Origin of the sequence: Gemmatimonas sp. (genome assembly GCF_021298855.1) — a bacterium.
Lineage (GTDB): Bacteria > Gemmatimonadota > Gemmatimonadetes > Gemmatimonadales > Gemmatimonadaceae > Gemmatimonas.
In genome coordinates, this window is sequence record NZ_JAJTHI010000020.1 from 1 (window position 1) to 14,225 (window position 14,225).

Genomic DNA, 14,225 nt, shown 5'->3' on the forward strand with positions numbered 1-14,225 from the left:
ACCGGCGCCGTCGATGATCGTGGTGTTGTCCTTGTCGATCACGATGCGCTTGGCCGAGCCGAGGTCGGTGAGGACCGCGTTCTCGAGCTTGAAGCCGACTTCGTCGGAGATGACCTGGCCCTTGGTGAGCGTCGCGATGTCCTGCAGCATCGCCTTGCGGCGATCACCGAAGCCCGGCGCCTTGACGGCGACGATGCGGAGCGTGCCACGGAGCTTGTTCACGACGAGCGTGGCCAGCGCCTCGCCCTCGACGTCTTCGGCGATGATGAGCAGGGGCTTGCCGAGCTGCGCCACCTTCTCGAGGACCGGGAGGAGGTCCTTCATGGCCGAGATCTTCTTGTCGTGGATGAGGATAAGCGCGTTCTCGAGAACGGCTTCCATCTTCTCCGGATCGGTGACGAAGTACGGCGAGAGGTAGCCGCGATCGAACTGCATGCCGTCCACCGTCTCCAGCGTCGTCTCGAGCCCCTTGGCCTCTTCGACGGTGATCACGCCGTCCTTGCCGACCTTCTCCATCGCTTCCGCGATGAGGTTGCCGATCTCGGGGTCGTTGTTGGCCGAGATGGTGCCGACCTGCGCGATTTCCTTCTTGCCCGTGGTGGGCACGGAGATCTTCTTGAGCTCCTCGACGATCTGGGCGACGGCCTTGTCGATGCCGCGCTTGAGCGCCATCGGGTTGGAGCCGGCGGTGACGTTCTTGAGGCCCTCACGGAAGATCGCCTGCGCGAGCACCGTGGCGGTGGTGGTGCCGTCACCGGCGAGGTCGGAGGTCTTGGTCGCGACTTCCTTCACCATCTGCGCGCCCATGTTCTCGATGGGATCGGCGAGTTCGATTTCCTTCGCGACGGTCACGCCGTCCTTGGTGACCGTGGGCGCGCCGAACTTCTTGTCGATGACGACGTTACGGCCCTTGGGGCCGAGGGTGACCTTCACCGCTTCGGCCAGCTGATCGACGCCGCGCTTGAGTGCCGCGCGCGCCTCAACGTTGAAATGGAGTTCCTTGGCTGCCATGGTAGCTGAATGGAGTTAGGGTGCGGTTCAGTTGATCACGGCGAGAATATCGGACTCGCGCAGGATGAGGAGCTGCTCGCCCTCGATCGTCACTTCGGTGCCGCTGTACTTGCCGTACAGCACCTTGTCACCGACCTTGACGTCCATCGGCACACGGGCGTCCTTCTCGAAACGGCCCGGGCCAACGGCAACGATGTTGCCCTGCTGGGGCTTTTCCTTCGCGGTATCGGGGATGTACAGCCCACCGCGCATCTGCTCCGCCTCTTCGAGCGGCTTCACGACAACGCGATCCGCGAGCGGCGCGACCTTGGACATACGGATTGATCTCCTGCGAACAGGGTCAGGGGAACGAACAGGACGAATTGCATTAGCACTCATTCGAGACGAGTGCTAACGGAAGGAAACCTAGGCGACGCCGAGTCGCGCGTCAAGGGGGGCGATGGCCACCTAAACCCATGAATTGCAAGCGCTTAGCAACTTGCCAGTTAGGCAGGCTGACCGCCAAGGTGGCAAGCGCCGGCCCGTACGGTTGGCCACAATGGCAGGTCTTTTGGTTCAGTCGGCGAAGATCAGGGAGCCGCTCTGACACCGTTGGTCGGAGCCATCGTCGCCACGGATGCAGAGGCCCCCGGTCGCGGCAATCCCCGTGACCGTGCCCGCCGCGGGGGCCGTCACGCGGCGCCCCACCGCCGCATCGCGCGCCTTCCATGCCGCCAATTCGGCCGCCGAGAGGGGACCGATAGCGGACGCGGCGCGGCGCAGCGCCGGCGCCACCGCCTCCAGCAACGCCTCGCGCGACACATCCGGACGCACGGCGATCGTCGCGGGAAGATCCGCCGGCACCCGCCGATTGATGCCGACGCCGATCGCGACCCAATCGGGGCGCGCTCCGCGCCAGCGCGCTTCAATGAGCACCCCGGCCAGCTTCCGGCGCTCGACCAGCAGGTCATTGGGCCACTTGAGCGAGATGCGACCGTCCACGCACGACGCGAGCGCCGTGGCCAGTTCGAGTCCGACACGCAACGCCAGCACCTCCACCGCGCCACTGTCGGTGGGCCGCTCGATGAGGGTGCACCACAACCCCGCATCGGGTTCGGATATCCACGACTTGCCACCCCGACCACGACCCGCCGCCTGCGACGCCGCCACCACGAGCGTCCCCGCGGGCGCGCCCTCCGCGGCGAGGGCGTGCGCCACGTCCATCGTGGAGGTGACCTGCCCGTGGAACTCGAGGCGCGCCAGGCCAAGGCGCGCCGCCAGCGAGGGCGCGGGAGCGGTCACGCGCGCATCAGGCGCCGCGCGTCGCCAGCGTGTAGAACACCACGCCCGCCAGCAGCACGCGATAGAGGGCGAAGATGCCGAAGCTGTGCTTGCTCACGTATCGCAGCAGTACCGTGATGGCGAGCCAGCTGCTCACGGCCGCCGCGATCACACCGTAGAAAAGCGGCACCGACACCCCATCGGTTCTGAACGCCTCGGGGGCCTCCTTCACGACGGCGGCCAGGGTGATGGGCATGCTCATGAGGAAGCTGAAGCGCGCCGCACTCGGCCGGTCGAGATGCAGCAGGCGTCCGGCGGTGATGGTTGACCCCGAGCGCGAGACACCCGGTACCAGCGCCAACACCTGCGCGCATCCCACGATGATGGCATCACGCATGGTGATCTCCTCGATGTTGCGCGCGCGGACACTCCACTTGTCGATGGCCCAGAGCAGGATGCCCAGCACGATGAGCGTCGTGCCAATGATGTACGGCGAGCGGAAGGTGGTCTTGGCGAGATCGTTGAGCAACAGCCCGCCGATCCCGGCAGGGATGGTGGCGACGATGAGATACAGCAGGCGGCGCTCGTGCGCGGTCTCGATGCGCCGCGTGCGCGCGATGCGGAACGCGCTGCGGGTCATGTCGATCCACTCGACCCGGAAGTACCACATGAGCGCCATGAGCGTACCAAGGTGCAAGGCCACATCGAATGACAGCCCGGGATCCTTCCAGCCAAGCAGATAGGGGGTCAGCGCAAGATGTGCCGAACTGGACACGGGGAGCAGTTCGGTCACGCCCTGCACGAGACCGAGCACGATGGCCTGAAAGATCGTCACGAGGGAACGGAAAGGGTGGGAAGCGGCGCCACGCCGCCATCGGTGTCCGGACCGGCAGTCGCCGGTGCCGTCCCGACAGTGCGTTCGTAGAGCGCTTCGTACTGCGCCACGATCGCCGCCTCACTGAAGCGCGTCCGCGCGTCAGCAGCAGCGGCGGAACTCATGGCCTGCCATCGCACGGGATCGGCAAGCAACTGGATGCCCGCCTGCGCCATGCTCTCGACGTCCCCCACGGGGAAGAGAAACCCGGTTTCCCCGTGTCGGACGACCTCGGGGAGGCCGCCGGCGTGCGCACCGATCACCGGCACGCCGGTGGCCAGGGCCTCGAGGGCACTGAGGCCGAACGACTCCTTGTCGCTGGTGAGGAGAAACAGATGCGCCCCGGCGAGCAACGGAGCGATCGTGTCGATCTTGCCGAGGAAGTGGACGTGCTCGCTCACCCCCAGCTCCCGGGCCTCGGCCTCGGCCTCCACGCGCTCGGGACCGTCGCCGACCATGATGAGCACCGACGGGACGTCCCGGTCGATCCGCGCGAAGGTGCGCACGATGTCGCGCACGCGCTTGACGGGCCGGAAGTTGGAGATGTGCATGATGACCTTCCGCCCCCGCGTGACATCCGCGGGGATGGGAAACACGTGGCGCGAACGGTCGTACAGCGAAGGATCGATGAAATTGGGAATGACCTCGACCTGACAGCCGACGCAACCGAACGCCCGATACGTCTCATCGCGCAGGTACTCGGACACGGCCGTGACCGCGTGCGACTTCTCGATCGAGAACTTCGTGATGGAGAAGAACGACCGTTCCTGTCCCACGATGGTGATGTCGGTCCCGTGCAGCGTGGTCACCACCTTCACGTCTCGCCCTTCCTCTCGCAGCATGGACCGGGCAATCCACGCGCTGGTGGCGTGCGGAATGGCGTAATGGCAATGCAACACATCGAGCTGATGATCGCGCACCACTTCGTGCATGCGCACGGCCAGGGCGAGGTCGTACGGCGGATACTCGAACAACGGGTACCGCCCCACGTCCACCTCGTGGAAGTAGACGCGGGGCAGGAAGCTGGGGAGACGGAACGGCTGCGCGTACGTGATGAAGTGCACCTCGTGCCCGCGAGCGGCGAGGGCAATCCCGAGTTCGGTGGCCAGCGCCCCCGATCCGCCATACGTGGGATAGCAGGTAATGCCGATCTTCATGCGTTCACTCCCGAGAGCGGAGGAATCCCATCCCACCACGCCAGCACCTGATCGAGGGCTTCGTGGTGTGTGGGGTTCACGTGGGTCACGGAGGCGGCGGGCAACTGATGCCGGAACCAGGTACGCTGCCGCTTGGCATACTGCCGCGTCTCGATGACCACCCGGGCCACGGCGGCGTCGAGCGTGCATCGTCCTTCCACGGCATCCCGCACCGCCCCGTAGCCACTGGCCTTCCAGGCCGGTGCGTCAGGGGGGATCTGCTCCCGCAAGTGGACGATTTCCTCGACGAAGCCGTTGGCGATCATGTCGTGTACCCGACGCGTGATGCGGTCCGCGAGCACGGGCCCGGGATCCACGACAAGGTAACGGGCGGGTCGCGCCGCGGGCTCACTCCGCCCGAGGTGCGCACTCAGGCGGGTGCCCTCGAGGAGGGCCGTCTCGATGGCGCGCAGCCACTGCGTACGCCCCAGATGCGCCCGGGAGGGATCGAGCCGCGTGCACCATCGCTGCAGCTCCGGGGCCGGCAGCGCCGCCAGAAACGGCTCGAGCTGCGCCCGGCGCGCGGCATCGAGCGCCGGCACGGCGTCGAGCGGGTGCACGAGCGCGCGCACGTAGAGCCCCGTGCCGCCAACGATCACCGGCCGCCTGCCGGCGTCGAGGCTGGCGCGACACCACTGGGCGGCCTGCGCCGCCCACTGTCGGGCGGAGTACCGCTCGGCGGGCTCGGCGATGTCGATGCCGAAGTGCGGCACACGCCGCCGTTCGTCGGCCGACGGTTTGGCCGTCCCGATGTCGAAGCCGCGATACAGCTGCCGGGAGTCGGCGCTCACGATGGTCAGGCCACGGGCCTCGGCGAGTTGCATGGCCAGCGCGCTCTTCCCCGCCGCCGTGGGCCCCACGATACACGCCACCGGAGACGCGAGTGCCGGCTCCGCCGTGTCGGGCGGCGCGGTGGTCACCGTTGCCTCACTTGCGGCCGAAGCGGCGATCGAGTTCATCCCACGACAGACGGACGATGGTACTCCGGCCGTGCACATCGTGCGCGGCCAACCGGGTTTCCGCGAGCGCGATGTAGAGCGCCCGCATTTCGCCGGGAGACAGCGTGTCGCCGGCCTTGACGGCCGCCTTGCACGCGAACGTGGCCGCCAGCCGTTCGTGACGCGCCTGCGTGCTGGGGGCCCGATCCCCGGTCATCGCCGCGAGGGTGTCACGGAGGCAGCGCTCGGCATCGAAGCGCGGATGCGGCATGGGCACGGCGTTCACGAGCAGGGTATGGCCGCCGAAGTGCTCGATCTCGAAGCCGAGCTTCACGAACAGGTCGCGGCTGCTCTCGAACGCCTCCGACTCGGCGGGGGCAAGGTGCAGCGTCATTGGGAAGAGCAGACGCTGCGACGGTGCCTCGCCGCGTTCGAGCACCCCCAGGAACTGCTCGTAGAGCACGCGCTCGTGCGCCGAATGCTGGTCGATGAGAATGACGCCATCGTCGTGTTCGAACATGAGATACGTCCGCCGCAGCTGCAGCAACGGCGGCACGACCATGGGCTCGTGGGGCGTGGCCACGTGGGCGTCGCCCTCGAGCGGTGCCGGCGCGGGCGCGCCCACGCCGCCCACTTCCTCCGCGAGCGATTCCCAGGGCGGTGTGTCGAAGGCGGGGGCCGCCGCCGCGTCGTGTGGTGCGAAGAGGCCATCCAGCGCCTTCGGCGTGCGCAAGGTGGCCGGCTCAATTGCCACGGGGGCGCTGCGCCATGCCGTCGACGTTGCCCCGGTCGGCGACCAGGTGCGCCAGCCACCGATATCGGCCGAGGCCTCGAACACGCCGAGCGCGCGCCGCACGGCCTGTTCGACCGCCCGTTCGATGGGCCAGCGATCGCGGAACCGGACCTCGGCCTTGGCCGGGTGCACGTTCACGTCCACATCGGCCCCCGGCACATGCACCATCAGGACCAGTGACGGCCGCACGCCCGCCGGCAGTGTGGACTTGTAGGCCGCTTCCGCCGCCCGTACCAGGCCGAAATCGCGCACCAATCGGCCGTTCACGATCAGCAGCACGCGCCGGGAGGCCGTGCCCACATCTGCCGGTCGTTCCACGAGGCCGGTCACGTGCACCGGGCCCTGCACGTCGTCGACATCGACGAAGCGTTCCAGCTCGCGCGCGCCCCAGAGCGCGGCCAGCCGGGCACGCAGGGTGGGCACCGCCGGCAGATCGAGCGCCACCTTGCCGTCGTGGCGCAGCACGAAGTGCACATCGCGACGCAGTGTGGCAATGGCGTGCATGGCGTCGAGAATCGCACGCCATTCACTGCGCGCGCTGCGCAGGAATTTCTGCCGAGCCGGCGTATTGAAGAACAGGCGGTGCACCGACACCGTAGTGCCACGGCGTCGCGCGGCGGCACGCGTTTCCTGCAATGCACCACCGGCCACGCGCACGAGGGTGCCGGCGCCATCCTCAGGGGCGGTCTCGATCTGCAACTCGGAAACCGACGCAATCGCCGGCAGCGCCTCGCCACGAAAACCGAAACTGCGCACCCCGACCAGTTGCTCGGCAGAGGAGATCTTGGACGTGGCATGACGCGAAAGGGCGAGCACCGCGTCGGTGGTGTCCATGCCGGAGCCATCGTCGGCAATGCGGATGAGCGCACGACCGCCGTCCTCGACGGTCACATCGACCGTGGTGGCGCCGGCGTCGAGCGCGTTCTCCACCAACTCCTTGACCACCGATGCCGGACGTTCGACCACCTCGCCAGCGGCGATCTGGTCGGCAACAGCACTTGGCAGAACGGCGATTCGCGACATCCCGAAGTCTATCGGGTGGCGGAACGGTCCACGAGCGGGGCGAGACGGGCCGCGGGGATCCACCCGGTGCGGTCGTCGGCAAGCGCCACGCTGGACCAGCCCTCCTGACTGGTCAGCAGGCGAACGACATCGCCCGTGGAGACGCCACCCATCGTTGCCGCCTCGAAACCGGGGGCCGTACGCAGCGTCTCGGGACGACGCACCACGGCCAGCGCCGAGGCGTCGAGGGCCCGGTGCCCCCACCACGCGGTTGCTCCCGCCGCCAGCGCTGCAGCCACCAGCACGGTGGCGAGTGACGACTGCCAGGTGCCGCCACGGTCCGTGCGCCATACCCATGCCAACAGCAACCAGCCGGCGCACCATGACACCAGCGCCATGAGAGCCAACGGTACCACCGGGATCATGGGAATGTCGGCGAGGCCGTTGCGTGCGCCGCTCGGCAATAACGACAACGCGCCCTGGATATCGGCGGCAAGCGGATCGAGCCGGGCCGCACGCTGCCAGGCGATGACGGCCGACACGGTATCGCTGGCCGCCCATGCTGCTGCGCCCCAATTGACCAGCAGGTCGACATCACCCGGGCACGTGGCTACGGCACCGGCGAACCGTTCGGCGGCGCTGCTGAAGCGTCGCGCCTGGTACGCGGCGGTTCCCTCGCCCACCAGGAGATCGAGTACCGAAGGGGCCGCCCCGCGCGCCGCGTCGCCCGCGGGGCGCTCACACGCGGCCGAGGGCGGTGATGACGCCGGCACCGGCTCCTGTGCCCCGGCCGGGAGCGGTTTCCAGAGTGCCGCCGGCGCGAGGATGAGGGCGACGCCCACGAGACGTCGCCCGCGACGGGCCAGGAGGCGCGTGCGGCCATGTGTCACGGCTTCCTCGTGGACGCGTTCGAGCAATCGGGCGGCGCGTGATTCGAGCGATGACGGCGCGGCATCGGTGTGCCCGTGAGGCGCGAAGCCCGCCACCGCCAGGTCGTCGAGCAGCTGCAGCAGCTCGCGCGTCGTGGCGCGCGTCACGCCACGGCGGCGCACGATGCGTTCGACATCAGCCGGCGTGACGAGATCGGCCACGGGTGCCTGCAGGCGTGCGGCGAGCTGCCCCAGCACCGTGCGACGGGTGCGGCGGGCCACGCCGGCCGCACTGTGGTCGTCCGGTTGTGCCTCGCGCTTGCGGGCAGTGCCGGGTGCTGGCGCCAACGCGGCCCGTCGCCGGCGCGCCCGCTGCCAGCGCATCACGAAGGCCGGCAGCGGCGCCAGCACGAACAACGCCAGCAGCACCATGCGCCACCCGGCGGTCACGGTGTCAAGGGTGACGGGGGTGCGATGCCGCCAGGGACGCAACGCCGTCTGTTCACCGTCCTCGACCGTGGCGTTCTCGGCCAGATCTCCCGCGGCGACGCGCACGTCGGCGGGGCGCGTCTCCGCCACGAGATACGCTTCGCGATAGGGATCGAAGTACGGATAGCGCACCACGGGCAGCGTGACCGGCCCATCGCGCGTGGGGGTGAGCAGGTAGTCGAACTCCTTCACGCCGCGCACGAGCGTCCCCGTCGTATCGACCCGCACACGTTCACTGCCCCGCACCACCGTGGCCCAGGAGAGTTCGAGGGCCGGCGCGGGCAGCAGGCGCACGTTCCCCACGCCTTCGAGCCGCACCGTAAAGAGAAGCGGGTCACCCACCCGCACGGCGCTGCTGTCGAATCGCGCCGTGGCACTCAGCACACCGACGGCGCCGGTGAAGTCGGTGGGGCGGCCCTCGGTGGGCAGCGGCCGCACCACGACGTGCGCACTCTCGGCGCGCACCACGTAGCGGTCTTCCCGGCTGAAATAGCTCGGCGATTGCGGCAGGCTGTACGTGAGCTGCGGCGCGGGGACCTGCAGCAGCCCTGCGGTCACGGCGAAGAGCGCGCGCTGAAAGACATGCGCCTCGTACGCGAGCCCGCCGCCGTAGCTGCGGGCGGCGACCCGCCTCGGCGTGCCGAGCTCAAAGGCCAGCATCCCGCGCAGCTCCGGCGGCAGAAACTCCGGATTGCGGCGCAAGCGGCTGCGCGCATCGTCGCTGAGCAGCACGGCCACCTGGTAGGTGACCTGTTGCCCCACGTAGACGGAATCGGGGAAAACGGCCGCGTGAAAGTCGATGGGGCGATTGCCGGTGCTCCGAATGCGATTCACGATGGCCGTGGGCGAGGGCGCGGGCTGCGCCGCGCTCACCGCGGGCCACATGGTACACGTCAGCAGCGCGAGCACCCGCCGCGCCCGCTGCCAGAATACGGGGCTCACCAGTCCTTCCCACCGGGAGGGACGCGTCCCTGCCGTTGCTTGCGTCCCTGCACGTCCTTCTCTTCCCGTGCCGCGCTGTTGAGCAACGCATCAGCCTGCCGCTGGTCGAGCCCGCCGTCGGACTGTGGCTCCTGCTGCTGGTCGTTGTTCTGGTTGTTGCCACCGCCGCCCCCGCCCCCACCGCCTCCGCTCTGCGGCGGCTGCTTGCGAAGCGCCAACTCGTAATTCCACTTCGCGTCGGCGTACCCGGGCCGTTCGGTGAGGAACGCGCGATAGGCGGCGCGCGCGGCAGCCAATTGCTGGTCCGCGTCGGGATTGTCCGGCAGGCGTCCCTGCTTGAGTGCGGCCAGCCCGGCGTTGAATCGCGCGCGGGCGCGCACGTCGCCCTCGCTGTTCTTGCGCACCGCGTCCAGAAGCGCCTGCGCTTCCGCCAGCGAGTCGGCGCCGAGCACGGCCGAACCCAGGTTGTACAAGGTACGCGCGGAGCTGTCACCTTGGGCGACCAGGGCACGATAGGCCGCCACGGCTTCCGCGACGCGCCCCTCGGCGAACAGGGCGGCAGGATCCGGTTCGCGGCTGCAGGCCACGCCGACAGAGGGGATGAGGGCGAGGAGCATGAGGGTGCTTACCGGCGCCCCCGCTGGCTGCCGCGCCGGGTGACGGCGGGGCATGACGAGCCGCCACGTGTCCCAGCACAGCAGCAGCAACGCCGGTACCAGCAGCCACAGGAAACGCGGGACGTGATCTTCGCGCGTATCGATCGACCGGCGGGCCGTGCGCAGCGTGCGCAGCGTGGCCCGAATGCGCGAGGCTTTGTCGGACGCTTCCGCGGGAATGAAGGTGCCGTTGGCTGCCGTGGCCGCCTGTTCGAGCAGCGTGGGGGAATAGCGGGTGACGACCACGTTGCCCTCGTCATCCACCTTGTTCTTCACCACCGAACCGTCGCGCACGGGAATGGTGCTGCCCGCCGTGGTCCCGAAGCCCACCGTGACCACGCTGATGCCCTTGGCGCCGGCTTCGCGCGCCGCCGTCTCCACGTCCTCGGCGGTGTCGAACGACTCGCCATCGGTCATGAGCACCAGGGCCCGATCGGCGCTGCCGTCGCTGGCGAGCAGCAGTTCCGTGCCCTGGCGCAGTGCCCTGGCCAACGAGCTGCCGGCCTGCCCCACCACACTCGGATCGAGGTTCTCCAGGAACAGTTCGATCGCGCCGTCGTCGGAGGTGAGCGGCGTGAGGATGTAGCTGCGACCGGCGAAGGCCATGAGGGCCACGCGATCTGCCTGCGACATGGCCCGCAGCCGCCGTACTTCCTGCTTCATGCGCTCGAGGCGATTGGGCTTCTCGTCGGGCGCCATCATGGAGAGCGACGCATCGAGCGCAATGGCCATGTCGATGCCCCGCGCACTGACCGGTCCGCTGGCGAGCCCCCAGCGCGGGCCGGCCATGGCAAGACCGATGCACACCGCAGCCAGGACCAGGCGCCAGGTGCGCCGGCGGTCGCCTGCCGCCTGCGGCACCAGCCGCTGCAACGCCTCCGGCTCGGCAAAGCGGGCCAGCCGCTGGGTGCGCTGGACGCGGCGCTGCCGCCGCAGCCACCACACGGCCCACGGCAGCATCACGGCGAGCACCAGCAGCCACGGGGCGTCCAAGACCAGCGGCGGCACATTGTCGCCGAGCGGGACGGTGAGCGGCGCGAGCAGATTCATGCGGTTCTCACGGCAGCACCCCGCGCCGCGCGCGAAGCCAGAGCTCCCCCAGCAGCGCGACCACGCCGAGCAGCAACGGCCAACGGAACTGCTCGGTATAGCGGATGAACGACTTCGCCTCCACGGCAGAGCGCTCCAGCTGATCGATCTGGTCGTAGATGGCCTGCAACGCGGCCGCATCCTTGGCGCGGAAGTAGCGGCCTCCCGTGGTGGAGGCGATTTCGGTGAGCAGCGGTTCGTCGATCTTGACCGGCCGGTTTTCGTAGCGCAGACCAAAGAGTCCACGCCCCACGGGCACCGGGGCCATGCCTTCGCTGCCAACGCCGATGGTGTAGATGCGAATGCCGAACGCGCCCGCGGCTTGCGCTGCCGTGCGCGGGTCGATGGCGCCGCGGTTGTTCTCGCCGTCGGTGAGCAACACCATGACCCGCGACCGGCCCGGCGAATTGCGCAGCCGGTTGGCCGCCGTGGCAATGGCCGTACCAATGGCCGTGCCGTCTTCGAGCTGGCCCACCTGCAGATTGTCGATGGCGGCGAGCACGACGGGATAGTCGGTCGTGAGCGGCACCTGCGTGAGCGCTTCGCCGGAGAAGGCCACGAGCCCCACGCGATCGGTCGTGCGGGCCATGACGAAGCGCTTGAGCTTCTCGCGCGCCACCTCCATGCGGTTCTGCGGCTGGAAGTCTTCGGCGAGCATCGAGCTCGAAATGTCCACCGTGAGGGCGATGTCGATCCCCTCGCTGTTGACCGTGGACGCCCGAGCCCCGGAGCGGGGCTGCGCCACGGCGACGATGACGCCGGCAAGCGCCAGCGCGCGCAGCCAGGGGATCCACTTCACGAAGCGCAACGCGGGACGCGGGCCAAGCGCGAGCATGTCGGCGCGCGAGAACGGAATGGTACGCCGTGAGGCTTCGTGGCGCCGCAACCACCAGAGCCAGAGCGGCAGGAGGAGCAGCAACAGCAGCGCCCACGGCCGAGCGAACGAGAGACCGAAGAGCGAAAGGCCGGCGAGCTGCTCGAGCCAGTAGGCTCCGAGCGAATCGGCGGTGTTCATACGCCCGCTCCGGCCTTGGGCCCGCGTGGCCCTGTGGACGCGCGGCGCGCCGCGTCCTCGCTGTCCCGACGCTCACGTGCGGCGGCTTCGAGCGCGGCCCGACGTGCCGCCTCGGCCGCCGCCTGCCGCGCCTGCTCGACCGCCTCGATCTCATCGACGATCACGCGCGCCGTGCCGGCAAGTTCCCGCGCACGCGCCGGCGACACGAGGCGTGCCGCGAACTTGATGCCGTCGACATCGGTGAGCAGTGACCGCAGGCGATCGCGCGGTACGCGTTCGTCGTCACCGATGGCGGCGACCAGCTCGCCGGAGGTCAGCGACAGCGCCGCCGATGGCAGACGTTCAGCGAGGTACAGACGCAGCACGTCGAGCGCGAGGGCCACGTATCGTCCGGCCTCGCCGGCATCGGCGAGGCCCAGGCGCTCCAGTCGCTCGAACTCATGCCGGGCTCTGGCGAACGGATCGAGGGTGTCACGCGCCACGCTGACGGCCGGCGCCCGGCGCCGACGGCGGCGATACCACCAGAGCGCGCCCAACGCCGCCAGCACCAGCAACGCCGGCCACCACTGCTGCCACCACGGCACCACACGCGGGAAGAGCTCACGCGCCGGCTTGGGAATGTGCTGCGTGCTGTCGCCGGGGAGCACACTGCGCACGAACACACGGGCGTTCGTGAGCGGCACGCGCACCACCGCCGTATCGATGCGCACCACGACGTCGGGCATGTCGATGGGGAGTGCCCCGACATCCCATGCACTGAGCGTGTACACGGCGCGCTCGCGGCGTTGCCCGTTGACCATCCCCTGATCGGTGATGCGCACCGGTTCGCGCATGGCCACGGTGGCCGCCGAGTCGGCAATGCTGGGCCACTCGACCCGTGCGCCCTCCGGCACGGCCACCGTCACGACGAACGTGATGGGGTCGCCGACTTCGACCGTGTCGGGTTGCACGAGTGAGCCGGCCTGCACGCGGCCTCCGCTGCGCGCGGTGAGGAAGGCGGTATCGGCAGCCGCGGGCGGCTTCGCCTGCGCCGCGAGCCCGGCCGGCCGCATCGCCGTGGCCGGGCCGCAGGCGAGCGCGACGCCAACCGAGCGGCACAGGCGGCGCCACGTCATCGGCGCGTGACCGTGCGCGTTTCCACGGCCAGCGCCGCGTCACCGAGTGCCCCACGGGGACCGGTGCGTACGGCGCCGTGCGGTCGTCGAGAGCGGGCCCGGAAGAAGGCCAGCAACGCATCGACGTAGCCGTGCTCGGTGTGCACGATGATCTCGTCGAGTCCCAGGCGGCCGAAGAGCGTGCGCCGCGCCTCGTCCTCGGCGGCCACGCGCTGCGCGAAGGCACTGCGCACGGCCGGGTGGGACGTGTCGACTTCCACCACGGTTCCGCTCTCGGGGTCCTCGAGTCGTGCGGGGCCCACGTCGGGCAGCACCCGCTCGGCCGGATCCTCGAGCGTCACGGCAATGACATCGTGCCGCTGGGCGAGTCGTGCCAGGGGCTTCTCGACATCGGCCGCAATGAAATCGGAGGCGAGGAAGACCACGCTGCGGTGCGGCAGGAGGCGCATGAGCCGGTCGATCGCCACCGTCATGGAGGTGCCCCGCCCCTTCGGCTGCACCGTGAGCAGATCACGAATGAGGCGCAACGCGTGCTTGCGACCCTTGCGCGCGGGGAGCGCATGCTCGACCTGGTCGCTGAAAAGCATGAGCCCCACGCGATCGTTGTTGCGCACCGCGGCGAGGGCGAGCACCCCGGCCAGTTCGATGGCCAGGTCGTGCTTGAAGCGCGCCCGCGTGCCGAAGCGCGACGAGCCTGACAGGTCGAGGGCGAGCATGATGGTGAGCTCACGCTCCTCCACGTAGCGCTTCACGAAGGGGCGCCCCATGCGCGCGGACACGTTCCAGTCGATCGAGCGCACCTCGTCGCCGGGCTGGTACTCGCGCACTTCCGCGAACTCCATGCCCTGCCCCTTGAAGAGCGACCGATACTCGCCGGCGAAGCGTGAATCGACCAGGCGGCGCGTACGCACCTCGATGCGACGCACCTGCCGCAGCACGGCTGCCGGTGCGATGGACAGGACGCTCACGGGACCGT

General features: G+C 69.4%; 12 protein-coding genes. All 12 read right to left on the reverse strand.

Features of this window, described 5'->3' with window-relative positions:
* A partial coding sequence (gene groEL / locus LW840_RS07280) for a chaperonin GroEL (protein ID WP_291276720.1) occupies nt 1-1,011 on the reverse strand: 1,011 nt, incomplete at its 3' end.
* 27 nt (nt 1,012-1,038) lie between these two features.
* Complete coding sequence (locus LW840_RS07285) at nt 1,039-1,326, reverse strand: co-chaperone GroES (protein ID WP_291260161.1); 288 nt, start codon at nt 1,324-1,326, stop codon at nt 1,039-1,041.
* Between the two features lie 240 nt (nt 1,327-1,566).
* Nucleotides 1,567-2,292, reverse strand: coding sequence for a biotin--[acetyl-CoA-carboxylase] ligase (locus LW840_RS07290; protein ID WP_291273501.1), 726 nt, complete (start codon nt 2,290-2,292; stop codon nt 1,567-1,569).
* A 7-nt stretch (nt 2,293-2,299) separates the two neighbouring features.
* Nucleotides 2,300-3,106 (reverse strand): undecaprenyl-diphosphatase UppP, encoded by an 807-nt coding sequence (gene uppP / locus LW840_RS07295; RefSeq protein ID WP_291276721.1) that lies wholly within the window; start codon nt 3,104-3,106, stop codon nt 2,300-2,302.
* On the reverse strand, nt 3,103-4,302 hold the full coding sequence (gene bshA, locus LW840_RS07300; RefSeq protein ID WP_291260164.1) for an N-acetyl-alpha-D-glucosaminyl L-malate synthase BshA: 1,200 nt from the start codon (nt 4,300-4,302) through the stop codon (nt 3,103-3,105). The genes uppP and bshA overlap by 4 nt, the downstream gene beginning before the upstream one ends.
* Entirely contained in the window at nt 4,299-5,300 is a 1,002-nt protein-coding gene (gene miaA, locus LW840_RS07305) for a tRNA (adenosine(37)-N6)-dimethylallyltransferase MiaA (RefSeq protein ID WP_291276722.1), read from the reverse strand. The genes bshA and miaA overlap by 4 nt, the downstream gene beginning before the upstream one ends.
* Nucleotides 5,269-7,095, reverse strand: a complete 1,827-nt coding sequence (mutL, locus tag LW840_RS07310; protein WP_291268054.1) for a DNA mismatch repair endonuclease MutL — start codon at nt 7,093-7,095, stop codon at nt 5,269-5,271. The genes miaA and mutL overlap by 32 nt, the downstream gene beginning before the upstream one ends.
* An 8-nt stretch (nt 7,096-7,103) precedes the next feature.
* Nucleotides 7,104-9,374 carry an SH3 domain-containing protein gene (locus LW840_RS07315; RefSeq protein ID WP_291276723.1) on the reverse strand — a complete coding sequence of 757 codons (2,271 nt, stop codon included), beginning with the start codon at nt 9,372-9,374 and terminating at the stop codon, nt 7,104-7,106.
* On the reverse strand, nt 9,371-11,080 hold the full coding sequence (locus LW840_RS07320; RefSeq protein ID WP_291276724.1) for a VWA domain-containing protein: 1,710 nt from the start codon (nt 11,078-11,080) through the stop codon (nt 9,371-9,373). The genes LW840_RS07315 and LW840_RS07320 overlap by 4 nt, the downstream gene beginning before the upstream one ends.
* A gap of 7 nt (nt 11,081-11,087) precedes the next feature.
* Nucleotides 11,088-12,134 (reverse strand): VWA domain-containing protein, encoded by a 1,047-nt coding sequence (locus LW840_RS07325; RefSeq protein ID WP_291260169.1) that lies wholly within the window; start codon nt 12,132-12,134, stop codon nt 11,088-11,090.
* A complete protein-coding gene (locus tag LW840_RS07330; RefSeq protein ID WP_291268051.1) occupies nt 12,131-13,249 on the reverse strand; it encodes a hypothetical protein in 1,119 nt (372 codons plus the stop codon). Before LW840_RS07330 ends, LW840_RS07325 begins: the two co-directional genes overlap by 4 nt.
* Nucleotides 13,246-14,217 carry a DUF58 domain-containing protein gene (locus LW840_RS07335; protein ID WP_291260171.1) on the reverse strand — a complete coding sequence of 324 codons (972 nt, stop codon included), beginning with the start codon at nt 14,215-14,217 and terminating at the stop codon, nt 13,246-13,248. Before LW840_RS07335 ends, LW840_RS07330 begins: the two co-directional genes overlap by 4 nt.
* Between the last annotated feature and the right edge of the window lie 8 nt (nt 14,218-14,225).